The sequence below is a fragment of the Geodermatophilus sabuli genome, assembly GCF_900215145.1.
Lineage (GTDB): Bacteria > Actinomycetota > Actinomycetes > Mycobacteriales > Geodermatophilaceae > Geodermatophilus > Geodermatophilus sabuli.
Map to the genome: position 1 here is coordinate 108,463 of NZ_OBDO01000013.1, position 25,838 is coordinate 134,300.

At 74.8% G+C, this 25,838-nt stretch carries 26 protein-coding genes and 1 pseudogene; 23 read left to right on the forward strand and 4 right to left on the reverse strand.

The genetic code is table 11. The features are described from left to right. Nucleotides 1–63: 63 nt before the first annotated feature. The 3 genes from ispG (at nucleotide 64) to CRP39_RS24065 (ending at nucleotide 4,074) form a co-directional block, all read left to right on the forward strand. A complete protein-coding gene (gene ispG, locus CRP39_RS24055; RefSeq protein ID WP_097208920.1) occupies nucleotides 64–1,224 on the forward strand; it encodes a flavodoxin-dependent (E)-4-hydroxy-3-methylbut-2-enyl-diphosphate synthase in 1,161 nt (386 codons plus the stop codon). An 8-nt stretch (nucleotides 1,225–1,232) separates the two neighbouring features. Further along, entirely contained in the window at nucleotides 1,233–2,084 is an 852-nt protein-coding gene (locus tag CRP39_RS24060) for a GNAT family N-acetyltransferase (protein ID WP_216359900.1), read from the forward strand. Between the two features lie 94 nt (nucleotides 2,085–2,178). Then, on the forward strand, nucleotides 2,179–4,074 hold the full coding sequence (locus CRP39_RS24065; RefSeq protein ID WP_097208922.1) for a penicillin-binding transpeptidase domain-containing protein: 1,896 nt from the start codon (nucleotides 2,179–2,181) through the stop codon (nucleotides 4,072–4,074). 15 nt (nucleotides 4,075–4,089) lie between these two features. Here the strand turns inward: CRP39_RS24065 and CRP39_RS24070 are convergent, their stop codons facing one another. From CRP39_RS24070 to CRP39_RS24080, 3 genes are all read right to left on the reverse strand, one after another. Continuing rightward, on the reverse strand, nucleotides 4,090–4,620 hold the full coding sequence (locus CRP39_RS24070; RefSeq protein ID WP_097208923.1) for a hemerythrin domain-containing protein: 531 nt from the start codon (nucleotides 4,618–4,620) through the stop codon (nucleotides 4,090–4,092). Between the two features lie 108 nt (nucleotides 4,621–4,728). After that, nucleotides 4,729–5,190 carry a ferritin-like domain-containing protein gene (locus CRP39_RS24075; RefSeq protein WP_097208924.1) on the reverse strand — a complete coding sequence of 154 codons (462 nt, stop codon included), beginning with the start codon at nucleotides 5,188–5,190 and terminating at the stop codon, nucleotides 4,729–4,731. Nucleotides 5,191–5,217: 27 nt separating this feature from the next. Next, the gene (locus tag CRP39_RS24080; protein WP_097208953.1) at nucleotides 5,218–5,709 is read right to left on the reverse strand and encodes a hypothetical protein; all 492 of its coding nucleotides are present in this window, start codon (nucleotides 5,707–5,709) and stop codon (nucleotides 5,218–5,220) included. Nucleotides 5,710–5,926: 217 nt separating this feature from the next. Here CRP39_RS24080 and rimP point away from each other — a divergent pair, with 217 nt between their 5' ends. From rimP to larE, 12 genes and pseudogenes are all read left to right on the forward strand, one after another. Further along, a complete protein-coding gene (gene rimP, locus CRP39_RS24085; RefSeq protein WP_097208925.1) occupies nucleotides 5,927–6,496 on the forward strand; it encodes a ribosome maturation factor RimP in 570 nt (189 codons plus the stop codon). Further along, on the forward strand, nucleotides 6,493–7,638 hold the full coding sequence (gene nusA, locus CRP39_RS24090; protein WP_245854082.1) for a transcription termination factor NusA: 1,146 nt from the start codon (nucleotides 6,493–6,495) through the stop codon (nucleotides 7,636–7,638). Before rimP ends, nusA begins: the two co-directional genes overlap by 4 nt. Nucleotides 7,639–7,679: 41 nt before the next feature. Further along, entirely contained in the window at nucleotides 7,680–8,051 is a 372-nt protein-coding gene (locus CRP39_RS24095) for a YlxR family protein (RefSeq protein WP_097208926.1), read from the forward strand. Nucleotides 8,052–8,112: 61 nt separating this feature from the next. After that, nucleotides 8,113–8,253 (forward strand): annotated as a pseudogene (locus tag CRP39_RS28195) (translation initiation factor IF-2 N-terminal domain-containing protein); the annotation flags it as partial. 1,038 nt (nucleotides 8,254–9,291) lie between these two features. Continuing rightward, a complete protein-coding gene (gene infB, locus CRP39_RS27875; protein ID WP_245854087.1) occupies nucleotides 9,292–11,127 on the forward strand; it encodes a translation initiation factor IF-2 in 1,836 nt (611 codons plus the stop codon). 93 nt (nucleotides 11,128–11,220) lie between these two features. After that, the gene (locus CRP39_RS24105; RefSeq protein WP_097208928.1) at nucleotides 11,221–11,514 is read left to right on the forward strand and encodes a DUF503 domain-containing protein; all 294 of its coding nucleotides are present in this window, start codon (nucleotides 11,221–11,223) and stop codon (nucleotides 11,512–11,514) included. Between the two features lie 130 nt (nucleotides 11,515–11,644). Continuing rightward, nucleotides 11,645–12,160 carry a 30S ribosome-binding factor RbfA gene (gene rbfA, locus CRP39_RS24110; protein ID WP_097208929.1) on the forward strand — a complete coding sequence of 172 codons (516 nt, stop codon included), beginning with the start codon at nucleotides 11,645–11,647 and terminating at the stop codon, nucleotides 12,158–12,160. Beyond that, nucleotides 12,157–12,390 carry a hypothetical protein gene (locus CRP39_RS24115; RefSeq protein WP_097208930.1) on the forward strand — a complete coding sequence of 78 codons (234 nt, stop codon included), beginning with the start codon at nucleotides 12,157–12,159 and terminating at the stop codon, nucleotides 12,388–12,390. The genes rbfA and CRP39_RS24115 overlap by 4 nt, the downstream gene beginning before the upstream one ends. After that, on the forward strand, nucleotides 12,387–13,391 hold the full coding sequence (locus tag CRP39_RS24120; protein WP_097208931.1) for a DHH family phosphoesterase: 1,005 nt from the start codon (nucleotides 12,387–12,389) through the stop codon (nucleotides 13,389–13,391). Before CRP39_RS24115 ends, CRP39_RS24120 begins: the two co-directional genes overlap by 4 nt. Nucleotides 13,392–13,446: 55 nt before the next feature. Beyond that, nucleotides 13,447–14,760 (forward strand): MATE family efflux transporter, encoded by a 1,314-nt coding sequence (locus CRP39_RS24125; RefSeq protein WP_097208932.1) that lies wholly within the window; start codon nucleotides 13,447–13,449, stop codon nucleotides 14,758–14,760. Between the two features lie 125 nt (nucleotides 14,761–14,885). Next, a complete protein-coding gene (truB, locus tag CRP39_RS24130; protein WP_260180498.1) occupies nucleotides 14,886–15,758 on the forward strand; it encodes a tRNA pseudouridine(55) synthase TruB in 873 nt (290 codons plus the stop codon). A gap of 19 nt (nucleotides 15,759–15,777) precedes the next feature. Then, the gene (larE, locus tag CRP39_RS24135) at nucleotides 15,778–16,623 is read left to right on the forward strand and encodes an ATP-dependent sacrificial sulfur transferase LarE (RefSeq protein ID WP_097208934.1); all 846 of its coding nucleotides are present in this window, start codon (nucleotides 15,778–15,780) and stop codon (nucleotides 16,621–16,623) included. Here larE and larB read toward each other — a convergent pair. Beyond that, nucleotides 16,614–17,288, reverse strand: coding sequence for a nickel pincer cofactor biosynthesis protein LarB (gene larB / locus CRP39_RS24140; RefSeq protein ID WP_097208935.1), 675 nt, complete (start codon nucleotides 17,286–17,288; stop codon nucleotides 16,614–16,616). The genes larE and larB overlap by 10 nt on opposite strands. Nucleotides 17,289–17,345: 57 nt before the next feature. Here larB and CRP39_RS24145 point away from each other — a divergent pair, with 57 nt between their 5' ends. The 8 genes from CRP39_RS24145 (at nucleotide 17,346) to dapB (ending at nucleotide 25,436) form a co-directional block, all read left to right on the forward strand. Next, nucleotides 17,346–17,684 (forward strand): antibiotic biosynthesis monooxygenase family protein, encoded by a 339-nt coding sequence (locus CRP39_RS24145; protein ID WP_097208936.1) that lies wholly within the window; start codon nucleotides 17,346–17,348, stop codon nucleotides 17,682–17,684. A gap of 122 nt (nucleotides 17,685–17,806) precedes the next feature. Beyond that, nucleotides 17,807–18,946 carry a branched-chain amino acid aminotransferase gene (locus CRP39_RS24150; protein WP_172442612.1) on the forward strand — a complete coding sequence of 380 codons (1,140 nt, stop codon included), beginning with the start codon at nucleotides 17,807–17,809 and terminating at the stop codon, nucleotides 18,944–18,946. 4 nt (nucleotides 18,947–18,950) lie between these two features. Beyond that, nucleotides 18,951–19,928: a bifunctional riboflavin kinase/FAD synthetase gene (locus tag CRP39_RS24155; protein ID WP_097208937.1), complete on the forward strand. Its 978-nt coding sequence runs from the start codon at nucleotides 18,951–18,953 to the stop codon at nucleotides 19,926–19,928. 125 nt (nucleotides 19,929–20,053) lie between these two features. Beyond that, on the forward strand, nucleotides 20,054–20,323 hold the full coding sequence (rpsO, locus tag CRP39_RS24160) for a 30S ribosomal protein S15 (RefSeq protein WP_072920360.1): 270 nt from the start codon (nucleotides 20,054–20,056) through the stop codon (nucleotides 20,321–20,323). 243 nt (nucleotides 20,324–20,566) lie between these two features. Then, nucleotides 20,567–22,837: a polyribonucleotide nucleotidyltransferase gene (locus CRP39_RS24165; RefSeq protein ID WP_097208938.1), complete on the forward strand. Its 2,271-nt coding sequence runs from the start codon at nucleotides 20,567–20,569 to the stop codon at nucleotides 22,835–22,837. Next, nucleotides 22,834–24,213: a M16 family metallopeptidase gene (locus CRP39_RS24170; RefSeq protein WP_245854083.1), complete on the forward strand. Its 1,380-nt coding sequence runs from the start codon at nucleotides 22,834–22,836 to the stop codon at nucleotides 24,211–24,213. Before CRP39_RS24165 ends, CRP39_RS24170 begins: the two co-directional genes overlap by 4 nt. Continuing rightward, nucleotides 24,213–24,581 (forward strand): VanZ family protein, encoded by a 369-nt coding sequence (locus tag CRP39_RS24175; protein ID WP_097208939.1) that lies wholly within the window; start codon nucleotides 24,213–24,215, stop codon nucleotides 24,579–24,581. Before CRP39_RS24170 ends, CRP39_RS24175 begins: the two co-directional genes overlap by 1 nt. 48 nt (nucleotides 24,582–24,629) lie before the next feature. Then, the gene (dapB, locus tag CRP39_RS24180; protein ID WP_097208940.1) at nucleotides 24,630–25,436 is read left to right on the forward strand and encodes a 4-hydroxy-tetrahydrodipicolinate reductase; all 807 of its coding nucleotides are present in this window, start codon (nucleotides 24,630–24,632) and stop codon (nucleotides 25,434–25,436) included. Nucleotides 25,437–25,838 lie beyond the last annotated feature (402 nt).

The window sequence follows — 25,838 nt, forward strand, 5'->3', positions numbered from 1 at the left end:
CCCCGGCAGGGGTCACAGCCGCGGCGGCGGCACCACGGTGCACACCGGGCGATACTGGGTGTCATGGCGACCCCCGTCAGTCTCGGCATGCCCGCTGCGCCCCCGCCCGTCCTGGCCCCGCGCCGGAGGACCCGTCAGCTCGACGTCGGCGGTGTCGGGGTGGGCAGCGACTCCCCGGTCAGCGTGCAGTCGATGACGACGACCAAGACCGCCGACATCAACGCGACCCTCCAGCAGATCGCCGAGCTCACCGCCGCCGGCTGCCAGATCGTGCGGGTCGCGGTCCCCGACACCGACGACGCCGAGGCGCTGCCGGCGATCGCGGCGAAGTCCCAGATCCCGGTGATCGCCGACATCCACTTCCAGCCCCGCTACGTCTTCGCGGCCATCGACGCCGGCTGCGCCGCCGTCCGGGTCAACCCGGGCAACATCAAGAAGTTCGACGACAAGGTCGGTGAGATCGCCAAGGCGGCGGGGGACGCCGGCATCCCGATCCGGATCGGCGTGAACGCCGGTTCCCTCGACAAGCGACTGCTGGCCAAGTACGGCAGGGCGACCCCCGAGGCGCTGGTCGAGTCGGCGCTGTGGGAGTGCTCGCTGTTCGAGGAGCACGGCTTCCGCGACATCAAGATCTCGGTCAAGCACAACGACCCGGTGGTCATGGTGCGGGCCTACGAGCTGCTCGCCGCGCAGTGCGACTACCCGCTGCACCTGGGCGTCACCGAGGCCGGTCCCGCCTTCCAGGGCACGATCAAGTCCGCGGTCGCCTTCGGCGCGTTGCTCTCCCAGGGCATCGGCGACACGATCCGCGTCTCCCTCTCCGCCCCGCCGGTGGAGGAGGTCAAGGTCGGCACCCAGATCCTGGAGTCGCTGAACCTGCGCCAGCGCGGCCTGGAGATCGTCAGCTGCCCCTCCTGCGGCCGCGCCCAGGTCGACGTCTACACCCTCGCCAACGAGGTCACCGCCGGGCTGGAGGGGATGGAGGTGCCGCTGCGGGTGGCCGTCATGGGCTGCGTCGTCAACGGCCCGGGGGAGGCCCGCGAGGCCGACCTCGGCGTCGCGTCCGGCAACGGCAAGGGACAGATCTTCGTGCGGGGCGAGGTGATCAAGACCGTGCCCGAGTCGCAGATCGTCGAGACCCTCATCGAGGAGGCCATGCGCCTGGCCGGTGAGCAGATCGACGCCGGGGCCCCCTCCGGGGCGCCGGTCGTCACCGTCGGCTGATCCGGCCGGTGCTCCGTACGCCGACCGCCCGGGTCCTCGACGAGACCGACGAGCCGGCCGTCCGCCGCCTGCTGGGCACCGATCCCGTGGCTGCCTGCGTGATCGCCGGTCGGGTGGAGGCCGCGGGCACCGCGGCGCGGGCCCTCGGCGCCCCGCTGTGGGGCGTCGGCACGGGCCGTTCCCTCGACGCGATCTGCCTGGCCGGGGCGAACCTCATCCCCTTCGCCGTCCCCGGCAGTGAGCGCACCGCGGCCGCCGCGTTCGCCGAGCGGGCGCGGCGGGCCGGGCGGCGCTGCTCGACCATCGTCGGCCCCGCGGCCGCCGTCGCGCCGCTGTGGGAGCTGCTGGAGCCGTCGTGGGGTCCCGCCCGCGACCACCGTCCCCGCCAGCCGCTGCTGGCCATCGAGGGCCCGCCGGCGGTGGCCCCCGAGCCGCGGGTGCGGCCGGTGCGCCCCGCCGAGCTGGAGGTCCTGATGCCGGCGGCGGTGGCGATGTTCACCGAGGAGGTCGGCGTCAGCCCGTTGCGGGTGGACGGCGGCGCGGGCTACCGCGCACGGGTCGCCGACCTGGTGCGCGCCGGCCAGTCCCTGGCCTGGATCGAGGACGGCGAGGTCCTGTTCAAGGCGGAGATCGGCGCGGTCTCCCGCTCCGTCTGCCAGGTGCAGGGTGTCTGGGTCGCCCCCGCGCACCGTGGCCGGGGCATCGGCACCGCCGGCACCGCGGCCGTCGTCGAGTACGCCCGCGTCGCGATCGCGCCGGTGGTGAGCCTCTACGTCAACGACTTCAACGCACCGGCCCGGGCCTCGTACGCCCGCGTCGGGTTCCGCGAGGTCGGGCGGTTCGCCAGCGTCCTGTTCTGATGGAGGACGACCCTCTCCCCATGCCTCGGAGAAGGACCCCCTGCAGGGGGCTGCCTCCAGGGGATCGGTGATCCCTCTGGAACGCTGTCTCCCCGTGTGCACACGTCGGGGGACGGTCCTGGGAACCACGCTCGTACTGATCGCCGCGCCGGCACTGGCCGCCTGCTCGGGGGACCCGTCCGAGGAGGTGCGCGCCGCGGCGGAGGGGTTCCTCGAGGACTGGGCCGCCGGCGACGTCGAGGCCGCCGCCGCCGCGACCACGGACCCGGAGGCCGCCGGCGCGCTGCTGGACCAGGCGGCCGCCGACCTCCCCGACGCCGCCCTGACACCGGAGCTCGGCACCGTCGCGGTCGAGGACGGCACCGCCACCGTGGCGTGGACCGCCACCTGGGACCTCGCCGCCGCCCCCGAGTGGAGCTACCCGGCCACACTGCAGCTGCGCGCGGCCGAGGAGGGCTGGGACGTCGTCGCCGAGCCGGCCCTCGTGCACCCCGAGCTCGGCGAGGGCCAGCACCTGGTGCTCACCCGCGAGCTGCCCGACCGGGCGGCGATCACCGACGCGACCGGGCAGCCGCTGTTCTCGCCCACCGAGGTGGTCGACGTCGGGGTCGACCCGGCGCAGGTCACCGACCTGCCGGCCCTGGCCCAGGCGCTGTCGGCAGCCACCGGGGTCGCCGCCGAGGAGATCACCGCCGACGTCCAGGCCGCCCCCGCCGGCCAGTTCGTGCCGGTGATCACGCTGCGCCGCCCGGACTTCGAGGCGATCCGCGCCCAGGTGTTCGACCTGCCCGGCGCGGTGTTCCCCACCGGCACCCGTCTGCTCGCCCCCACCTCCCGGTTCGCCGCGGCGCTGCTCGGCCGGGTCGGACCCGCGACGGCCGAGGTGCTGGAGGAGGCGGCCGTGGACGGCCGGCCGGCCTACGCCGCCGGCGACCAGCTGGGCCTCTCCGGCCTGCAGCGGGCCCTGCAGGAGCAGCTGACCGGCACCGCCGGGTTCACGGTCAGCGTGGCCAGCACCGACGGGAGCACCGGCGACACCGGCCGCGAGATCGACGCGGTGGCCCCGGCCCCCGGCGAGCCGGTGCAGACGCCGCTGGTCCCGGCGGTCCAGAACGCCGCGGATGCCGCCGTCGCCGGCCAGCCGCTGCCCGCGCACCTGGTGGTCGTCCGGCCCGGCAGCGGCGAGGTCCTCGCCGTCGCCTCGAACGAGGCCGCCGTCGCCGGCAACGCGCTGGCCGGCCAGTACCCGCCGGGGTCGAGCATGAAGACCATCAGCGCGACCGCCCTGCTGGCCACCGGCACACTGACGCCGCAGACGCCGGTGCCGTGCCCCGGCACGTTCGTCGTCGACGGCCGCGAGTTCGAGAACCAGGACCAGTTCGACCTGGGCACGGTGCCGTTCACCGAGGCGTTCGCGCAGTCCTGCAACACCACCTTCATGCAGCAGGCGCTGCAACTGCCCGACGACGCCCTCGCCGCCGCGGCCGCGACCTACGGGGTGGGCACCGACTGGCAGCTGCCGGTCGACGTGTTCGGGGGCAGCGTCCCCGCCGACAGCACCGGGACGACGAAGGCGGCCAACGCCATCGGCCAGGGGCAGGTGCTGATGAGCCCGGCCCAGATGGCCCTGGTCGCCGCGGGCGTGGCCGGCGGCACCCCGGCGGTGCCGGTGGAGGTCGTCGGTGCCGAGCCCGCGGGGGCGGTGCCGACGGGTCCGGATCCCGCCGTGCTCGACGCGCTCCGGCCGATGATGCGCCAGGTGGTGCTCTCCGGGACGGCCACCGCCCTGGCCGACCGCGGCGAGGTCTACGGGAAGACCGGCACGGCTGAGTACGGCAGCAACACCCCGCCGGACGCCCACGGCTGGTTCATGGGCTACCAGTTGGCCGGCCCGCAGGGCGACCTCGCCTTCGCCGTGCTCGTCGAGGGCGGGCAGTCCAGCAGCCTGGCCGTCGGGGTGACCGACGCCTTCCTCGGCGGGCTGGGGTAGCCCCCGCGGCAGGGCTCATGCGTGGCGGAAGGCGGCCCGCTCGGCGCGCTCGAAGCGGCCGCGCGTCAGGCGGAGCAGCACGCGGAAGGCCCGCCCGCCCTCCCCGAAGGCGGCGTCCACCCGCCCGGCGAGCCGGTCCCGCGCGGCGGCGTCCGGGGCGTACGCCATGGCGGTGAAGCCGGTTGCGCAGGACTCCAGCAGCGGGTCGATCAGCTCGTGCTCGGCCGCCATCGCCTCGAGCGTCGCGCGGGCGGCCGGGTCCCCGGCGGCGTCGACGGAGGCGAGGAGTACCGGCCAGAGGGCGGTGTCCTCGATGGTGTGGTGGTGGTGCAGCACCGAGGCGAAGCGGTGCCAGCGGGCCGACAGGGCCCGCCAGGCCGCGACGTCGTCCAGCGGGGTCCGCCGGACGGCGGTGGCGAAGCGGCCCAGGTCGCGGCGGAAGGCGTGGTGCATCACGTACATGCCGCTCAGGTCGTGCGGGCCCTCGGCCACGGCGGCCTGACCGGGCAGGTGCAGCTGGCGGCGGACGTCGGTGGGCGTGCTCATCGCGGGTCTCTCCCGGGGGCGACGGAGCCGGGCGTCCTCGCTCCGGCGACCGCCACCCTCGGGGCCCGGACTTGCAGGCCGCTTGCAGCCGGCTGGTCGCGCCCGCGGTCAACCCTGGGGCAGCCCGGGGAAGGGCGTGGTGACCGGCGTCCGCACGGCGGCACCGCGCCAGCCCACCGCCCGCACCTCGGCGCCGGCCAGCTCGTCGACGGCCATCCGGCGGACCGTGGACTGCACGGCCTGGTCCAGCACCCGCACCCAGGCCGCCGCGACGCCGTCCTCTAGCACGACCGCCAGCGCCGCGGCGTCCACGGCCGACAGGACCGGGAACGGGAGCGCGTAGCCGGCCTCGGCCGGCACCGGGTCGTCGCCGCGCTGCTGCAGCAGCTCGGCCAGCCGGTCGCGGACGTCGCGGTGGGCGTTCTCGGCCGCGGACACCTGCGGGCGGGAGCCCGCCGTCAGTGCCGCGCCGACCGTGCCGTAGCCCCAGACGGCGGCGTGCTCGGCGGCCAGCGCCTCGCGCAGCGCGGTCGTCTCGGTCCCCTCGTCCCGGACGCCGTCGTCAGTCACGTGTCCCCTTCCGCGCGGATCGACCGGTCATGCCAGCGCCGCCTCGTGCCCCCGCAGCCCGGCGGCCAGCGACCCCAGCAGGGCGGCGCGGGCACCGGTCTGGTCCACGCCGGCGTCGGCGTGCGAGCGGGCCGCGGCACCGACCTGACTGCGCAGCCAGCCCCGCACGTCGGCTCCGGCCGGGGGAGCGGTCCCCGACGGTGAGGAGGAGACGGTGGACGGGCCGGCCGACGGAGCCGCCGCCCGCAGCCGCTCCAACTGGGTGCCGGCCTGCGTCGCGAGCTCGCCCACCTCGGCGCCGAGCGTCGGGTCGGCGGCCGCCGCCGACGCGTAGGCGGCGACCACGGTCTCCTGCACGGCGACCTGGCCGGCCAGCTGGTCGGTCTCCGCGGTGCTGACCTCCGGCGCACCGGTGGAGCCGGACGTGCAGCCGGTGGCGGCGAGGGCCAGCCCGGCCGAGGCCGCCAGCAGCGCGCGTCGCGAGAACCCCCGGGGTGCGGGGGCGGTGGGGGGGAGCATCACCCCCATCCTCGCAGCCGCGACCCCGCCGGTGCGGCAGCACACGGCAGGGGGACCGGTCCTCGGCGCCGGGTCTCGGGGGTGACCGCCGGGCGGTAGCCTGGCTCTTCGCCCGGTACCGGGCCCGGCGGCTGGTCCGCCGTCGCCCGCGGGGGCGCCCCCGGGGCGGCAGCCGCCCCGCGCGTGCCCGACCGAGCCCAGGAGGGAGAGGGAGCCCGTGTCCGCCGCTTCCCGCACCGACCCCGTGGCCACCCGGCTGGCCGGCCTGATCGGGCCGGTCGTCGACGCCGCCGGGTACGACCTGGAGGAGCTCGTCGTCACCCCGGCCGGCCGGCGCAGCGTCGTCCGGGTGGTGCTCGACCGCGACGAGGGGGTCACCCTCGACGACGTCGCCGAGGTGAGCCGGGCGGTCTCCGCGGCCCTCGACGAGGACGACGCCGAGTTCGGCGGGCTGTCCTACGTGCTGGAGGTCACCAGTCCCGGGGTGGACCGGCCGCTGACCGAGCCCCGGCACTGGCGCCGCAACACCGGTCGCCTGGTCAGCGTGGGCGTGGGTCCGCAGGGTGCGGTCGAGCAGGTGACCGCGCGGGTCCTCGAGGTGGACGACACCGGGGTCTCCCTCGCGGTGGAGGCCAAGGGCAAGCCGGGGGCGAGGAAGCGCCCCCCGACGCAGCGGCACGTGTCGTGGCCGGAGCTCGGCACCGGCCGGGTGCAGGTGGAGTTCAGCCGGCCCGACCCGGGAGCCCAGCCGGATCCCGCGGACGACGACGACGGAGGAGGACAGTGAACATCGACGTGACCGCCCTCAAGGCGGTCGAGCGGGAGAAGGGCATCCCGGCCGACACGGTCATCGAGGCGATCGAGACCGCGCTGGTGACGGCCTACCGGCACGCGGACGGCGCGGCCAAGCACGTCCGGGTGCACGTGGACCGCAAGAGCGGCGAGGTCGCCGTCCTGGCCCAGGAACTGGGCCCTGACGGCGAGGTCGTGCGCGAGTGGGACGACACCCCCGGCGACTTCGGCCGGATCGCGGCCAGCACCGCCAAGCAGGTGATTGTGCAGCGGCTGCGCGACGCCGAGCACGAGCAGACCTTCGGCGAGTACGTCGGCAAGGAGGGCGACATCGTCAGCGGCATCGTGCAGGCGCACGACCGCCGCAACGTCCAGGGCACCGTGCTGATCGACATCGGCAAGGTGGAGGCGGTGCTCCCGCCCACCGAGCAGGTGCCCGGCGAGACCTACACGCACGGCAGCCGGATCAAGGCCTACGTGGTGTCGGTGGCCCGCACCTTCCGCGGCCCGCAGGTCACCGTCTCGCGCACCCACCCCAACCTCGTGCGGAAGCTGTTCGCGCTGGAGGTGCCCGAGATCGCCGACGGCAGCGTCGAGATCGTGGCCGTGGCCCGCGAGGCCGGACACCGGTCGAAGATCGCCGTCCGCACCAAGGTGCCCGGGCTCAACGCCAAGGGATCCTGCATCGGCCCCATGGGCCAGCGGGTGCGCAACGTCATGAGCGAGCTGCACGGCGAGAAGATCGACATCGTCGACTGGTCGGACGACCCGGCCACCTTCGTCGCCTCGGCCCTGAGCCCGGCACGGGTGAGCAGCGCCCACGTCGTCGATCCCCAGGCCAAGGCCGTGCGCGTCGTCGTCCCCGACTACCAGTTGTCGCTGGCGATCGGCAAGGAGGGGCAGAACGCGCGGCTGGCCGCGCGGCTGACCGGCTGCCGCATCGACATCCGCAGTGACGCCCAGGCCGACGACGCGTCGCCGTCCCCGGGGGAGGGCCGGGCGCCGCTGCGCTCCGGCGCGCAGGCCGCCGGGACCGGTGGTCCGAGCGCGCGGCGCGGCGGACCGGGTGGAGGATCACGTCCCGGTCGGGTGGCCGGTGGCCGGAGTGCGGAACACCCTGGGCGCTCCGCGCGCTAGAGTGCAAGGTGGCCGAATCGTCTGTCCCGGTGCGCACGTGTGTGGGCTGCCGGAAACGCGCTCCGGTCACCGATCTGCTGCGTGTCGTCGCCCGGAACGGGACTCTCGTCCCCGATCCGCGGCGGACGCTCCCCGGCCGGGGGGCGTCGTTGCACCCCAACCCGGAGTGCCTGCACGCAGCGGAGCGACGCCGGGCCTTCGTCCGGGCGCTGCGCAGCAGTGCCCCGGTCGAGGCCGGTCCGCTGCGGGCCCACCTGCTCGGCACGCCGTCCACGGCGGCCGGGGGAGCGGGGCCCGGGGCGGGCGATGGACGAACGACAGACCGCAGCAACACAGACGGATCGGCATCGGGCCGGTCCGCAGTCGAGGGCAGGACGTCGTCGGATGAGCAAGCCGTGAAGTCCCCACGATGACCATGCAGGACTAACAACGAGGTCGAGCGGGCCAGCCGCCGGCCTCACAAAGAGGAGATCCGTGCCAGGCAAAGCCCGCGTACACGAACTCGCCAAGGAGTTCGGTGTCGACAGCAAGACCGTGCTCGCCAAGCTCAAGGAGCAGGGCGAGTTCGTGAAGTCCGCGTCCTCCACCGTCGAGGCCCCCGTGGCCCGTCGGCTCCGGGAGGCCTTCGTCGCCGGTTCCGGTGGCGGCAACCGTGGCGGCTCGGCCGCCGTTCCGAAGCCGGGTCCCCGGCCCGCTCCGCGTCCGGCCGCGCCTGCCCCGCAGGCGCCGGCGGCCTCGGTGCCGGCTGCTCCGGCTCCCGCCCCGGCCCCCTCCGCCCCCGCGGCTCCCGCCCTGGCGGCGACCCCCGCACCGCAGACGCCCTCCGCCCCGGTGGCGGGCGCTCCTGGTGCACCCGCTCCCGCCCCGCGCCCCGGTGCGGTCCGTCCCGGTGCTCCGGTCCCCGGTGCCCCGACGCCCGGCCCCCGGCCGGCGCCGGCGCCCCAGACCCCCGCGGCCAGCGCTCCGGCGCAGCAGCCGCCGGCGGCGCCGAGCGGTCCGCGTCCCGGCCCGGCCACGCCGCGTCCGGCCGGCGGTGCCACCCCGGGTGCGCAGCGCCCCGCCGGCGGCGCCCCCGGCGGTCCGCGTCCCGGCCCCCGGCCGGCTCCGCGGCCGGGTAACAACCCCTTCAGCAGCGCGCCGCGTCCGGCACCCGCCGGTGGGCCGCGTCCCGGCCCCGGCGCGGGCCCCCGGCCCGGCCCGGGCGGTCCCCGTCCGGCGCCCGGCGGCGCGCGTCCGGCTCCGGGTGCGGGTGGTCCCCGTCCGGCTCCCGGTGCGGGTGGCCCGCGTCCGGCCGCCGGTCCCGGCGGCCCGCGCCCGAACCCGGGCATGATGCCCCAGCGCCCGAGCCCCGGCATGATGCCGCCGCGGCCGGCCGGTGCCGGCCGTCCCGGTGCGCCGGGCGGCGGCGGCCGTGGCCGTCCCGGCGGTGCGCCCGGTGGCGGTGGCGGCGGCTTCCGTCCCGGTGGCGGTGGCGGTGGCGGCGGCGGTGGCGGTGCCCCCGCCGGTGGTGGCTTCCGTGGTGGCGGCGGTGGCCGCGGCCGTGGCCGTGGTGGCTCGGGTGCCGGTACCGCCGGTGCCTTCGGCCGTCCCGGTGGTCGGGGTCCGGTCCGTGGCCGCAAGAGCAAGAAGCAGCGGCGTCAGGAGTTCGACTCGATGGCGGCGCCCAGCATGGGCGGCGTCCAGTTGCCCCGTGGCAACGGACAGACCGTCCGGCTGCCCCGTGGCGCCTCGCTGACCGACCTGGCCGAGCGCATCGGCGCCCAGCCGGCCGCGCTGGTCACCGCCTTGTTCCACCTGGGCGAGATGGTCACCGCGACGCAGTCGGTCAACGACGAGACGCTCCAGCTGCTCGGTGCCGAGATCGGCTGGGTCATCCAGGTCGTCAGCCCGGAGGACGAGGACCGCGAGCTCCTCGAGACCTTCGACCTCACCTTCGGTGACGAGGAGGGTGACGAGGAGGACTGGTCCGCCCGTCCCCCGGTCGTGACCGTCATGGGTCACGTCGACCACGGCAAGACCAAGCTCCTCGACGCCATCCGGAACGCCAACGTGGTGGCCCGGGAGGCCGGTGGCATCACCCAGCACATCGGCGCCTACCAGATCGTCAGCGAGCTGGAGGGCGAGGAGCGCCCGATCACCTTCATCGACACCCCCGGTCACGAGTCGTTCACCGCGATGCGTGCCCGTGGTGCGAAGGTCACCGACATCGTCGTGCTGGTCGTCGCGGCCGACGACGGCGTCATGCCGCAGACGGTCGAGGCGCTCAACCACGCCCAGGCCGCCGACGTGCCGATCGTGGTCGCGGTCAACAAGATCGACAAGGAGGGGGCCAACCCCGCCAAGATCCGCCAGCAGCTCACCGAGTACGGGCTGGTGGCCGAGGAGTACGGCGGCGACACGATGTTCGTCGACGTCTCCGCGACCACCCGTCAGGGCATCGACGACCTGCTCGCGGCGATCCTGCTCACCGCGGACGCCTCGCTGGACCTGCGCGCCAACACCGAGCAGGACCCGCAGGGTGTGGTCATCGAGGGCAAGCTGGACAAGGGCCGTGGTCCCGTCGCCACGGTGCTGGTCCAGCGCGGCACGCTGCGTCAGGGCGACTCGATCGTGGCCGGCGATGCCTACGGCCGCGTCCGGTCGCTGCTCGACGAGCACGGCAACAAGCTGAAGGAGGCCCTGCCGGCCCGGCCCGTGCAGGTCGTCGGCCTCACCTCGGTGCCGCGTGCCGGTGACACCTTCCTCGTGGTCGAGGAGGACCGGGTGGCCCGGCAGATCGCCGACCGCCGCCAGGCCCGCATCCGCAACGCGCAGAACGCCTCCATGCGCAAGCGGATCAGCCTCGAGGACCTCGACGCCGCTCTCAAGGAGACGCGTCAGCTCAACCTGATCATCAAGGGCGACAACTCGGGCACCGTCGAGGCGCTCGAAGAGGCGCTGATGAAGATCGAGGTGAGCGACGACATCTCGCTGCGGGTCATCCACCGCGGCGTCGGTGGCATCACCAAGAGCGACATCGACCTCGCGCTGGCCGACGACGTCATCGTCCTGGGCTTCAACGTCCGGGCCGAGGGCCAGGCCACCGAGCTGGCCAACCGCGAGGGTGTGGACGTCCGGTACTACACGGTCATCTACCAGGCCATCGACGAGATCGAGGCCGCCCTCAAGGGCATGCTCAAGCCCGAGTACGAGGAGGTCCAGCTCGGTACCGCGGAGGTCCGCGAGGTCTTCCGGGTGCCGAGGATCGGCAACGTCGCCGGTTCGCTGGTCCGCAGCGGCACGATCGTCCGCAACTCGAAGGCCCGGCTCATCCGTGACGGTGCCGTGGTCGCCGACAACCTGTCGGTGGAGTCCCTCCGCCGGTTCAAGGACGACGCGACCGAGGTCCGCGAGGGGTACGAGTGCGGTATCGGCCTGGGGTCGTTCAACGACATCAAGGTCGACGACGTGATCGAGACCTTCGAGATGCGCGAGAAGCCGCGCGTGTGACGGAGGACCCCGTCCCGAGCCTCGCCCCACGCGAGCTCGGGACGGGGCCGGGCGGGGCTGACGTCGCCCAGCGGTGGGACGGGAGGTGATCCGGTGTTCACCGGGTCGCTGACCGCCGACCTGCTGCTGGGCGACGTCCACTCGCTCAAGGGCAAGCGTGCCGTGGTCCGGCCCATCGTGGCCGAGCTGCGGCGCCGCTTCGCCGTCGCCGCCGCCGAGGTCGGCGACCAGGACCTGCACCGCCGGGTCCAGGTCGCGGTGGCCACGGTGGCGGCCGACGCCGGTCAGGTCACCGACGTGCTCGACGCCTGCGAGCGGTTGCTGGCCGAGCGGCCGGAGGTGACGCTGCTGTCGACGCACCGGCAACTGCTCTCCGACACCGACTGAGGACCCGTGCCCCACCGCTCGTAGAAGGACCCCCTGCCCCACCACCCGCAGGCTCGCGGCGGGCCCTGCAGGGGGGCCGTGACCCCCGCTGATCCGGCGTCGCCCGACGCCCTGACCGAGGAGGGCCGTGATGGCCGACCCGGCCCGCGCCCGCAAGCTGGCGGTGCGCATCCGCCAGATCGTCTCCGCCGCCATCGAGACGCAGATCAAGGACCCCCGACTCGGCATGGTGACCGTCACCGACGCCCGCGTGACCAGCGACCTGCGTGAGGCCACGGTCTTCTACACGGTGTACGGCGACGCCACCCAGGTCGAGGACTCCGCCAGGGCGCTGTCGTCGGCGACCGGCGTGCTCCGCTCCACCGTGGGCAAGCAGACCGGGATCAAGTTCGTCCCGACCCTCACGTTCATCGCCGACCACGTGCCCGACACCGCCCGCGAGCTCGACGAGGCGCTCGAGCGGGTGCGGCACGCGGACGCCGAGCTCGCCCGCCTGCGCGAGGGCGCGGCGTACGCCGGGGAGCCCGACCCCTACCGCCGTCCGGCGGAGGACGACGAGGACGGCGAGGGCCGTGCCGACACCCTGGGCGCCGGCACGGCCGACGACGGGGTCGAGGTCCCGACCGAGAGCAGGAGCGCATCGTGAGCGAAGTCGACCCGGCGCCGGCCGACGCGGACCGCAACGAGCTGGGCGGCCGCCCCGAGCCCACCGCCGGTGACCCCACCGACGGCGGGAAGACCGGGGAGATCGGCGATGCCCCGAGCATCACCTCCGACGAGCCGGACGACGGCGGACCGGGCTTCCCCGTCGGCGGCGGCGACGTGACCGAGGAACAGGACGCGCCGCCGGTCGCCGACCCCGGCCCGGGCGCGTGAGCGTCGCGCTCCCGCCCGGCACCGACATCACCGCGCGCGCCGCCGCCGTCCTCGCCGAGGCCGCCGAGCTCCGGGCGACCGTCGTCCTGTCCGGGCACGTCCAGCCCGACGCCGACGCCCTCGGCAGCACGCTCGCCCTGGCCGAGGGGCTGCGCCGTCGTGGGGCCCGCGTGCTGGCGACCTTCCCGGAGCCCTTCGTGCTGCCCGCGTCCCTGGCCTGGTTGCCCGGTGCCGAGGGGCTGGTGCCCTCCACCGCCGTCCCCGGCTCCCCGGACGTCTTCGTCAGCCTCGACGCCGCCTCGCCGGGCCGGCTCGGGGAGCTGGCGGTGCTGCTGGAGCGTGCGGCCACCTCCGTCGTCGTCGACCACCACGCCAGCAACCCCGGGTTCGGGGCGGTCCGCGTGGTCGACCCGGCCGCGCCCGCGACGGTGGCGCTCGTCGCCGACCTGCTCGACGGGCTCGGGGTGACGCTCGACCAGCGGCTGGCCACCTGCCTCTACGCGGGCCTGGCCGCCGACACCGGGTCCTTCCGGTTCGGCAACACCCGGCCGGACACCCACGATCTCGCTGCCCGCCTGCTGGCCACCGGCATCGACCACGCCGCCATCAGCCAGCGGCTGTTCGACACCGCGCCGTTCGGCTGGCTGGGGCTGCTGTCGGTGGTCGCGGGCCGGGCCGTGCTGGAGCGCGGCGTCGGCGCCGGCCTGGTCTGGACCTGGTCGAGCACCGCCGAGGCCGCCGAGCACGGCCTGCCCGGCGAGCAGCTGGAGGCGCTGGTCGACGTCGTGCGCTCCACCGAGGAGGCGGACGTGGCGTGCGTGCTCAAGGGGCAGGACGACGGGTCGTGGTCGGTGTCCCTGCGCTCCCGCGGCGCGACCGACGTCGCCCGGGTGGCCATGGCTCTGGGCGGCGGAGGTCACCGTGCCGCGGCCGGCTTCACCTCCCACCAGGACCGGGAGGGCACCATGGCGGCGGTCCGCGCGCAGCTGTGCCAGGCCTGACCCACGATCATGGCCGTGTGACCACCTCGCCGGCTCATCCGGTGGTCCCGGCGCCATGATCGTCGAGGGGCGACGGGGGCCCGGGGTCCTCGCGCTGGCGGCGCCGGCGCTGGTCGTGCTGGCCGCCGAGCCGCTGTACCTGCTGGTCGACACCGCCGTCGTCGGCAACCTGGGCACCGTGGCGCTCGGTGGTCTGGCCATCGGCGGCGGGCTGCTGGCCTGGGCGGTGGCGCTGCTGAACTTCCTCGCCTACGGCACCACCGCCCGTGCCGCCCGCCGCGCCGGCGCCGGGGACCGGGCGGGTGCGGTCGCCGAGGGCGTGCAGGCCACGTGGCTGGCCCTCGGTCTCGGGCTGCTGGTGCTGGTCGTCTTCCAGGCGCTGGCCGGACCGCTGACCCGCACGCTCGCCGGCGGTGCCGGTCCCGTCGCGGCCGCGGGTGAGACGTGGTTGCGCATCGCCGGCCTGGGCGCGCCGTTGCTGCTGGTGTCGCTGGCCGGCAACGGCTGGCTGCGCGGTGTGCAGGAGCTGCGGCGGCCCATGCGCTACGTGCTCGCCGGCAGCCTGGTCAGCCTGGTGCTGTGTCCGCTCCTGGTGCACGCGGCCGGCCTGGGGCTGCCCGGCTCGGCCGTCGCGAACGTCGCCGGGCAGGCGGTCTCGGCGGCGCTCTTCGTCCGCGCGATCCTGCGGGAGGAGGTCGGCTGGCGTCCTCGCCCGGCGGCCATCCGGGCGCAGCTGGTCATCGGGCGCGACCTGCTCCTGCGCGCGGCCGTCCTCCAGCTCGCCTTCCTCGTCGCGACCGGCGTGGTGGCGCGGGCCGGCACCGCGGAGCTCGGCGCCCACCAGATCGCGATCCAGCTGTTCTTCTTCCTCGCCCTCGTGCTGGACGCCTACGCGATCGCCGCGCAGACGCTCGTCGGCCAGGCCCTGGGCGCCGGCCGGCCCGACGACGCCCGCGCCACCGCGCGGCGGGTCACCGGATGGGGCCTGGCCACCGGCGTGCTGGTCGCCGCGGTGCTGCTCATCGTCCGCCCGGTGGTACTGCCGTTGTTCACCGACGACCCCGCGGTCGTCGCGCAGGCCGGCGTCGCCTGGTGGTTCCTCGCCGGCATGCAGCCGCTGGCAGGGGTGGTGTTCGCGCTGGACGGCGTGCTCATGGGCGCCGGCGACGTCGGCTACCTCCGCACCGTGACCATCGGCGCCGCGCTGGTGGGGTTCGTGCCGCTGTCGCTGCTGGCCGTCCCGCTCGGGTGGGGGCTGGCCGGCGTGTGGACCGGCCTCGTGCTCTTCATCGCCCTGCGGCTCGTCGCCGTCCTGGTCCGGGTGGCGGGGGACCGATGGCTGACCGCGCCTGAGACGGTGACGGCGTGAGTCCACGCGACGACGACGCCCGAGTGAGCACCGCAGGGAGCGCCGGCGACCGAGGAACGGAGCGAGCGCGGAGCGGAGCCCAGGGACGCCGCCGCCCCGATGCCGACGTCCCCCCCGGTCTCCTCCTGGTCGACAAGCCCGGCGGCATGACCTCCCACGACGTCGTCGCCCGCGCCCGGCGGGTGCTCTCGGTCCGCCGGGTCGGCCACGCCGGCACCCTCGACCCGATGGCGACCGGCCTGCTGGTCCTCGGCGTGGGCGCAGCCACCCGGCTGCTCGGGTACGTGGGCGGGCACGACAAGACCTACGAGGCGACGATCCGGCTCGGGCAGTCCACGGTCACCGACGACCGCGAGGGCGAGGTCCTCACCACCACCTCCGCGGGCCACCTCGACGACGCCGCGGTCGCCGCAGCGCTGGCCGCCCAAACCGGACCGCTCCTGCAGGTGCCCTCCTCGGTGAGCGCGGTCAAGGTCGCCGGCCGCCGCTCCTACGACCGGGTGCGCGCCGGTGAGGAGGTCGTCCTGGAGCCGCGGGCGGTGACCGTCCACGGCATCGACGTGCACCGCACCACCCGGCCGAGGCCGGACGTGGTGGACGTCGAGGTGACCGTGCGCTGCACCGCCGGCACCTACATCCGCGCCATCGCCCGCGACGCCGGGGCGGCCCTGGGCGTGGGCGGCCACCTCACCGCCCTGCGCCGGACCGCCTCGGGGCCCTTCTCCGTCGCCGACGCCGCCGCCGTGGAGGACGCCGGCGCCGCGCTGGCCGCCGGTGGGGGAGCGGGCGTGCTCGGCCTGACCGACGCCGCTCGCGCCGTCTTCCCCGAGCGGGTCCTCGCCGAGGCCGAGGCGACGGCGCTCGGGTACGGCCAGCGCGTCCCCGCGACCGGGGCGCCCGGCCTGCACGCCGCGGTCGACGGCGCGGGACGGCTGGTGGCCCTGGTCGAGGACGCGGGGTCCACCGCCCGTGTCGTGGTCGGCTTCCCGCCCGGCTGAGCTGTGGCAGCCTGCTGACGTGCTCGACGCCCGGCTGGAGGCCCTGCAGGCCCAGCTCGCCCCGCTCCCAGGGGTGCTCGTGGCCTTCTCCGGCGGGGTCGACTCCGGCCTCCTGCTGGCCGCGGCGGTCCGCGCCCTCGGTGCCGAGCGGGTGGTGGCCGCCACCGCCGTCTCGCCGAGCCTCCCGGCCGCCGAGCGGGCGGACGCGGTCGCCTTCGCCGCCACGCTCGGTGTGCGCCACGAGCTGCCGCGCACCGACGAGCTGTCCCGGGAGGGCTACGTCGCCAACGCCGGGGACCGCTGCGCCTTCTGCAAGACCGAGCTCGTCGACGTCCTGGTCCCCCTGGCCACCCGGCTGGGCATCGCCGACGTGGTCACCGGCACCAACGCCGACGACCTGCGGGCCGGGTTCCGGCCCGGGATCCGCGCCGCCGCGGAACGGGGCGCCTGGGCGCCGCTGGCCCGGGCCGGGCTGACCAAGGACGACGTCCGCGCCGCCGCCCGCCGGTGGGGGCTCGCGCTGGCCGACAAGCCGGCCGCGGCATGTCTGGCCAGCCGGATCGCCTACGGCGTGCCGGTGTCGGCGCGGCGACTGGCCCGCGTCGAGGCGGCCGAGGCCGCGCTGCGCACCGCCCTGCAGGCCGCCGGCCTGCCCGTGCGCAACCTGCGGGTGCGTGACCTCGGCACGGTGGCGGGCCACGACACCGCCCGGGTGGAGGTCGACGCGGCCGTCGTCCCCGCGCTGGCCGGGCGGCCGGACCTGCTCGCCGCAGTGGCCGGCTTCGACCGGGTCGACGTCGATCCGCGGGGCTTCCGCTCCGGGTCGATGAACGAGCTGCTGCCCGACCCCGTCCGCTACCGCTGAACCGACCGCACGATCCGGGCGGCGGCCACCCCGGCGCCGAACCCGTTGTCGATGTTGACCACCAGGACCCCGGGCGCGCAGGCGGTGAGCATCGTCAGCAGCGCGGCCAGGCCCTCGAAGGCCGCGCCGTAGCCCACCGAGGTCGGCACGGCCACCACCAGCCGGTCGGTGAGACCGGCGACGACGCTGGGCAGCGCACCGTCCATGCCGGCGACGACGACGACCGCGTCGGCCGCGGCGAGGTCGGACGCCACGGCCAGCACCCGGTGCACCCCGGCGACGCCGACGTCGTCCACCCGGCGGCAGCCCACGCCGCTCGCGGCCAGCGTGAACGCCACCTCGGCGGCCACCGGCCCGTCCGACGTCCCCGCGGTGAGCACGACCACCTCGCCGGAGCGTGGGGGGAGCTCGCCGACGGCCACGCAGCGGGCCTGCTCGTCCACGGTGGCCCCCGGCCAGCGACGGCGGACCGCGGCGACGGTCTCGCTGTCGGCGCGGGTCGCCCAGGCGAACGCCGCACCGCCGTCGAGCAGCCCGGCCAGGCAGGCGACCGTCTGTTCCGGCGTCTTCCCGGCGGCGTAGACCACCTCGGGGGTCCCGGTGCGTCGTTCCCGGTCCAGGTCCAGGCGGGCGAAGCCGAGGTCGGCGGTGCGCTCGGGAGTCACCCGGTCAGCGTGCCCCACGCGGGATTGACCGTCGCCGGGCCCGGGAAGGGGAGGGTCATGAGCGTCGTGAAGATCAACGCGATCACCGTCCCGCCGGACAAGCAGGAGCGCTTCGAGGAGCGCTTCCGCGGCCGCGCGGGCGCGGTGGAGCAGACCCCTGGCTTCGAGTGGTTCGAGCTGCTGCGCCCCACGGAGGGCACCGACCAGTACCTGGTCTACACCCGCTGGAGCAGCGAGGAGGCCTACGAGGCCTGGCAGTCCAGCCAGGACTTCGACCGCGCCCACGACGGCGGCGGCGACACCCTGGCCCCGGCGGCCGCGCACTCCGCGCACCTGTGGAGCTACCAGGTCCTCGAGTCGGCCGGGCCGAGGGCGAACCAGGAGAACCAGGTCTGACCGGCGGAGGGGCCGGTGGCGGTCGTCGTCGGCCCCCCGCTGCGGCGGGCTAGGGTGGTCGGGCGGCCCGGCAGTCCGCCGGGTGCCGCTCGTTGACCCCTGCACGCCGCAAGGTGGGAGCCATGACCGACACGCTCGCCGACAGCCGCACCTCCTCCCGGATGTTCACCGAGGGCGTGCCGGTGGTCGTGGAGGACGTGCACCGGCGCTCCGCGGCCGAGCGGGACGAGCTGCTCGCCGACCCCGGCTTCGGCCGGTACTTCACCGACTCGATGTTCGTGGCCCGGTACCGCGCGGAGGAGGGCTGGTACGACGCCCGGCTCACCGCCTACGCCCCGCTGCAGGTCGACCCGGCCACGGCCGCGCTGCACTACGCGCAGTCGATCTTCGAGGGCCTCAAGGCCTACCACCAGCCCGACGGCAGTGTCGCGACCTTCCGGCCCGAGGCCAACGCCGCCCGTTTCGTCCGTGGCGCCAAGCGGCTGGCCATGCCGCCGGTCCCGGAGGAGGCGTTCCTCGCCGCCGTCGACGCGCTGGTCGACGCCGACCGTGACTGGGTGCCCACCGGCCCGGACCAGACCCTCTACCTGCGCCCCTACCAGCTGGCGACGGAGCCCTTCCTCGGCGTCCGGCCGGCCCACGAGTACCTGTTCCTCGTCATCGCCAGCCCGGCCGGCGCATACTTCCCCCGCGGGGTGCACCCGGTGTCGGTGTACCTGTCGGAGGACTACATCCGGGCCGCCCCCGGGGGCACCGGCGACGTCAAGTGCGCCGGCAACTACGCCGCCAGCCTGCTGGCCCAGGAGCAGGCGATCGAGGCCGGCTGCGACCAGGTCGTCTGGCTCGACGCGGTCGAGAAGCGCTACGTCGAGGAGATGGGCGGGATGAACCTGTTCTTCGTCCTCGGTTCCGGCGACGACGCCCAGCTGGTCACCCCCGAGCTGACCGGCACCCTGCTGCCGGGCATCACCCGTGACTCCCTCATCACCGTGGCCCGGGAGATGGGCCACACCGTCACCGAGCGGCGGTTCAGTGTGGAGGAGTGGCGCGCCGGTGTCGCCGACGGCACCGTCACCGAGACCTTCGCGTGCGGCACCGCGGCGGTGATCACGCCGGTGGGTGAGGTGAAGGCCCGCACCGGCGACTTCACCGTCGGCGACGGCGAGCCCGGCCCGGTCACGATGAAGCTGCGCGAGCACCTGCTCGACATCCAGCACGGCCGGGTGCCCGACACCCACGGCTGGCTGCACCGGGTCTCCTGAGCCGGTGCTCCGCTGGCGGGGGCTGGAGGCCACCCCGGGTGACCTCGGGCGCACGGTGGTCACGGTCGGCATGTACGACGGCGTCCACCGGGGGCACCAGGAGCTGATCGGCACCGCGGTGGCGCGGGCGCGCTCGACGGGGCGGCCCTGCCTGCTGCTGACGTTCGACCCGCACCCGTCGGAGGTGGTGCGCCCTGGCTCGCACCCGGCGATCCTCACCTCGATGGACCGCAAGGCCGAGCTGGTGGCCGGGCTCGGCGTCGACGCCATGTGCGTGCTCCCGTTCACCCCGGAGTTCATGCGCATGTCGCCGGAGACCTTCACGCACACGGTGCTGGTCGAGCACCTGCACGTGGCGTCGGTGGTGGTGGGGGAGAACTTCACCTACGGCCACCGGGCCGCGGGCACCGTCGCGACGCTCACCCAGGAGGGGCGGCGCTTCGGCTTCACGGTCGAGGGGGTGCCGCTGGCCAACCTCACGACGGGCCCGGACACCCTCACGACCGGGGAGATCACCATCTCCTCGACCTACATCCGGGCCTGCGTCGCGGCCGGGGACATGGCCCCGGCCGCCCGCGCGCTGGGCCGGCCGCACCGCATCGAGGGGATCGTCGTCCGGGGGGACCGGCGGGGCCGTGAGCTGGGGTACCCCACGGCGAACGTGGAGTCCCCGCCCTACACCGCCGTCCCGGCCGACGGCGTCTACGCCGGGTCCCTGGTCATCCGCGACCCGCGCAGCGGCGCCACGGTGAGCAGCGCGCCGGCGGCGATCTCGGTCGGCACCAACCCCACCTTCCAGGGCAGCCGGCGGACCGTCGAGGCGTTCCTGCTCGACTTCGAGGGCGACCTCTACGGCGAGCACGTCGGGGTCGAGTTCGTGCAGCGGCTGCGCCCGATGCTCGCCTTCGCCGGCGTCGGGGAGCTGGTCGCGGCGATGGACCGTGACGTCGCCGACACCCGCGCGGTGCTGGGCCTGGACTGACGCGCCGACGGCCGTCGTCGCCCGGTGTGTAACCTTGGCGACGGCGTCGGGAACCCCGACGTGTGTGCAGCCTGCCCCCGTGACCGAGACCGGGGGCCACACGTGACCTGGCCAGGAGGCCGTCCATGGCGCTCGACAGCGCGACGAAGCAGCAGATCATGACCGAGTACGCGACGGTCGAGAAGGACACCGGCTCGCCCGAGGTGCAGGTCGCGATGCTGACCCGCCGGATCAGCGACCTGACCGAGCACCTCAAGCAGCACAAGCACGACCACCACAGCCGGCGGGGCCTGCTCCTGCTGGTCGGCCGGCGTCGCCGGCTGCTGAACTACCTGGCCAAGACGGACATCAACCGCTACCGCTCGCTCATCGAGCGGCTCGGTCTGCGCCGCTGAGCCACGAGGGGGCCGTCCCACCGGGACGGTCCCCTCTCTCGTGCGGCACCCGCCCCACGAGACCCCGGCCCCCTTGCCGGACCCCCACGCTGGTCGGTCCTCGGTAGTGGCCCCCGGGCATGGTCGTCCCCCGACGGGGGAAACCCTCCCGAGGGCTTCGATCGAAGACCGGTCACCCGGGCGCAGTTCGGCGCAGGGCGCCACAAGAGGACGTCGCCGCATGCGACGTAGGAAGAGGACGACGTGTCCGCACCCACCACCCAGAACAGCAGCACCGCTGCAGAGTTCGACCCCGAGGACGGGGTCACCACCGCCACCGCGGTCATCGACAACGGCAGCTTCGGCAGCCGCAGCGTCACCTTCGAGACCGGGCGCCTGGCCCGTCAGGCCGCCGGCTCGGTCGTCGTCACCATGGGCGACACCATGCTGCTGTCGGCCACCACGGCCGGCCGCCAGCCGAAGGAGCAGTTCGACTTCTTCCCGCTGACGGTCGACGTCGAGGAGCGCATGTACGCCGCCGGGCGGATCCCCGGCTCGTTCTTCCGGCGTGAGGGCCGGCCGTCCGAGGACGCGATCCTCACCTGCCGGCTGATCGACCGCCCGCTGCGCCCGACCTTCGCCAAGGGCCTGCGAAACGAGGTCCAGGTCGTCATCACGGTCATGTCGCTGGACCCCGACCACCTCTACGACGTGCTGGCGATCAACGGGGCCTCGGCCTCCACCCAGCTGTCGGGCCTGCCGTTCTCCGGCCCGGTCGGCGGCACCCGCGTGGCGCTGATCAACGGCCAGTGGGTCGGTTTCCCGACGCACAAGGAGCTCGAGGACGCCGTCTTCGACATGGTCGTGGCCGGTCGCGTGCTCCCGGACGGCGACGTCGCGATCATGATGGTCGAGGCCGAGGCCACCGAGAAGACGATCCAGCTGGTCGCCGGCGGCGCCCCCGCCCCGACCGAGGAGGTCGTCGCGCAGGGCCTCGAGGCCGCCAAGCCGTTCATCAAGGCGCTGTGCGAGGCCCAGAGCGCGCTGGCCGCCAAGGCCGCCAAGCCGGTCGCGGAGTTCCCCCGCTTCCTGGACTACCAGGACGACGTCTACGCCGCCGTCGAGGCCCAGGCCGCCGCCAAGCTCGCCGAGGTCCAGGCCATCGCCGGCAAGCAGGAGCGCGAGGCCGCCACCGACGCCCTCAAGGACGAGGTCAAGGCCGCCCTGGCCGGCCAGTTCGAGGGCCGGGAGAAGGAGATCTCCGGAGCGTTCCGGGCGGTCACCAAGAAGGTCGTGCGTCAGCGCATCCTGCGCGACAAGGTCCGCATCGACGGCCGCGGTCTCACCGACATCCGGCCGCTGTCGGCCGAGGTCGAGGTCGTCCCGCGTGTCCACGGTTCGGCGCTGTTCGAGCGCGGCGAGACCCAGATCCTGGGCATCACCACGCTGAACATGCTCCGCATGGAGCAGCAGCTGGACACGCTCTCGCCCGAGACGCGCAAGCGGTACATGCACAACTACAACTTCCCGCCGTACTCGACCGGTGAGACCGGCCGCGTGGGTTCGCCCAAGCGCCGCGAGATCGGCCACGGCGCGCTCGCCGAGCGGGCGCTCCTGCCGGTCCTGCCCGACCGCGAGGAGTTCCCCTACGCCATCCGGCAGGTGTCGGAGGCGCTGGGTTCCAACGGCTCCACGTCCATGGGCTCGGTCTGCGCCTCGACGCTGGCCCTGCTCAACGCCGGCGTGCCGCTGAAGGCCCCCGTCGCCGGCATCGCGATGGGCCTGGTGTCCGACGAGGTCGACGGCAAGACCGAGTACGTCGCGCTCACCGACATCCTCGGGGCCGAGGACGCCTTCGGTGACATGGACTTCAAGGTTGCCGGCACCAAGGACTTCGTCACGGCCCTCCAGTTGGACACGAAGCTCGACGGCATCCCCTCCGACGTCCTCGCGCAGGCGCTGACCCAGGCCCGCGCGGCCCGGCTGCACATCCTCGACGTCATGGGCGAGGCCATCGACGCCCCCGACGAGATGAGCCCGTACGCCCCGCGGGTGACCACGGTGCGCATCCCGGTCGACAAGATCGGCGCGGTCATCGGCCCCAAGGGCCAGATGATCAACGCGATCCAGGACGAGACCGGCGCGGACATCACCATCGAGGACGACGGCACGATCTACGTCGGCGCCTCCGACGGCCCCTCGGCCCAGGCCGCGGTGGACCGGATCAACGCCATCGCCAACCCGCAGATGCCGAAGGTCGGCGAGCGCTTCCTCGGCACGGTCGTCAAGACCACGCCGTTCGGTGCCTTCGTCTCCCTGCTCCCGGGCAAGGACGGCCTGGTGCACATCAGCAAGCTCGGCGGTGGCAAGCGGATCGCCAAGGTCGAGGACGTCGTGAACGTCGGCGACAAGCTGCAGGTGGAGATCACCGACATCGACGCCCGCGGCAAGATCAGCCTCGTGCCGGTCGCCGCCGAGGGCGAGGCCGCCACCTCCGACGCCCCGGCCGACGCGGCCGCGCCTGCGGAGGCGTGACCACGGACACCACGCAGATCACGACCGGGGCCGGCACGGGCGCAGGAACGCCCGTCCCGGCCCCGGCCGGTGTCGGGGAGACCGTCGTCCTCGACGTCGACGAGTTCGGCGGCCGGGTCGAGCGCACCGAGCTGCCTGGCGGCCTGCGGGTGCTGACCGAGACCATGCCCGGCGTGCTGTCGGCGACGGTCGGCATCTGGGTCGGCGTCGGGTCCCGGGACGAGACCGACGACGTCGCCGGCTCCTCGCACTTCCTCGAGCACCTGCTGTTCAAGGGCACCGGCAGCCGCGGCGCGCTGGAGATCGCGACGGCCATGGACGCCGTGGGCGGTGAGATGAACGCCTTCACCGCCAAGGAGCACACCTGCTACTACGCCAACGTGCTCGCCAGCGACCTCCCGCTGGCCGTCACGCTCCTCGGTGACCTCGTCACCGACGCGCTGAACACCGCGGCGGACCTGGAGTCCGAGCGCACGGTCGTGCTCGAGGAGATCGCCATGCGCGACGACGAACCCGCCGACGCCGTGCACGACCTGTTCGCCGAGACGCTCTTCGGTGGCACGGCGCTCGGACGCTCGGTGCTGGGCACGGTCGACTCCATCGAGGCGCTGACCCGGGACGACGTGGACGGCTGGTACCGGCAGCGGTACGTCCCGCCCTCGATCGTGGTGACCGCGGCCGGCCGGGTGGACCACCGCGAGGTGCTCGACCTGGTCACCGCCGTGTTCGGCTCCCGCCTGGCGGGTCCGGCCCGGCCCGCTCCGCTGCGCCGCGGCGAGGAGGGGACCGCCACGAGGCCCGCGCGCCCGACCGGGCTGATCCACCGCCGCACCGAGCAGGCCCACCTCCTGCTGGGGTCGGTGGGCATGGGTCGGCTCGACGACCGGCGCTACGCCGCCGCGGTGCTGGAGGCCGCCGTCGGCGGGGGCATGAGCTCGCGGCTGTTCCAGGAGATCCGGGAGCAGCGCGGGCTCGTCTACAGCGTCGGGACCGCGCTCACCCACTACGCCGGCACCGGGGCGTTCTCGGTCTACGCCGGCTGCTCGCCCAAGCGGGTGCCGGAGGTCCTGCGCCTGGTCCGCGAGGAGCTGGCCCGGGTGGCCGCCGAGGGGCTGCGACCCGAGGAGGTGGCCCGCGGGCGGGGGCAGCTCAAGGGCGGGCTCGTCCTGGGGCTCGAGGACACCGGCTCCCGGATGAGCCGCCTGGGCAAGAGCGAGTTGTCCTACGGGGAGTACCTACCGGTGCGGGAGGTGCTGGCCCGCCTGGACGGCGTCGGTGAGGACGACGTCCGCGCGGTGGCGGCAGAGCTGCTGACGCGCGAGACCTGCCTGGCCGTCGTCGGGCCCTACCGTGAGTCGGACCTCGACCGGCTCTGATGAGCGCCCGGCACCCCGCCCTCGCCGTCCACGGTGCGCTGTCACGGGGCGTCTTCGCCGTGACGGTCCTGGTCTCCCTGGCGGTGCTGTTCGCGCCCGGGGACGACGTGCCGTCCGCCCCGCCGGGTGTCGACAAGCTCGTGCACCTGCTGCTGTTCGCGGCCCTGGCGCTGAGCGGGCGGTGGGCCGGGATCCGGGCGGGCGTGCTGGGGGTGGCCCTGGTGTCCTACGCGGCTGCCAGCGAGGTGGCGCAGGGCCTCTCGCCGCTGGCGCGCTCGGCGTCGGTGGCCGACTGGCTGGCCGACGTGGCCGGTGTCCTCGTCGGTCTGGCGCTGGCGGCCGGCCTGCTCCGGAGGACCCCCGGCTGACGGCGCGGCCGCCTTGCATCACCGGCGCCCGGCGGGAAGCCTGACCGCGTGACCACCGGTACCCCCGCCTCCGACCAGCACGGATCGCCCTCGGCTACGGGGGAGACCCCGCTCATCCCGGTCGGGGTGCTCGGAGCACGCGGGCGGATGGGCACGGAGGTGGTCAAGGCGGTCAACGCCGCCGAGGACCTCGAGCTCGTGGCGATGGTGGACTCGGGGGAGTGGCTGTTCGACCTCGCCAACACCGGGGCCCAGGTCGTCGTGGACTTCACCCGGCCGGACGTCGTGATGGACAACATCCGCTTCTGCATCGACCACAACATCCACTGCGTCGTCGGCACGACCGGCTTCGACGAGGCCCGGCTCGCCACCGTCGCGGAGTGGCTGGAAGCCAAGCCCGGGGTCGGTGTGGTCATCGCTCCCAACTTCGGCATCGGGGCGATCCTGCTCATGCGCTTCGCCCAGGAGGCGGCGCGCTTCTTCCCCTCGACCGAGATCGTCGAGCTGCACCACCCGAACAAGGTGGACGCCCCCTCGGGGACGGCCGTCCGCACCGCTCGCCTGGTCGCCGAGGCCCGCCGGGCCGCCGGACTGCCGCCCTCGCCCGACGCCACCACCGACTCCCTCCCCGGAGCGCGCGGCGCGGACGTCGACGGGGTGGCGGTGCACGCCGTGCGCCTCAGCGGCCTCGTCGCCCACCAGGAGGTGCTCATGGGCGCCCCGGGGGAGACCCTCACGTTGCGACACGACTCCTACGACCGCGCCTCCTTCATGCCCGGCGTCCTGCTCGCGGTGCGGGAGATCGCGCGGCGTCCCGGTCTGACCGTCGGCATCGAGAGCCTCCTGGGCCTCTGACGCGGCTTGGGGAGGCGCCAATGGGACTGGTGAGGCGATGCCGGACGTGACCTCGGTCGCATCCCAGCACTCGTTCCAACCTCCTGACCTGGACGTTTGCCTCGTGGGCCGGCACCGACAGGGCCTTCCGACCCTGGTGGCGCCCCGGCCGGTTTGACGAGTCTCTTCCCGCCGCGTAACTTTCTCTCTGCGCCGAGCGAGACTGGGTCCGAGACCCGGGAGCCGCGGGTCAGACCTCCGGGTGTGACAGCGAGCCGTGCACGGCGTACGGTAGGACAAGCCGCCAGGGACGAAGCCCGCGAGGGATGAGTTCTTGTGCGTCCGTTCCTTGAGAACTCAACAGCGTGCCGAAAGTCAGTGCCAAGTTTTATACCCCCGGCGCTGCACACGGTTTGTGTGTGG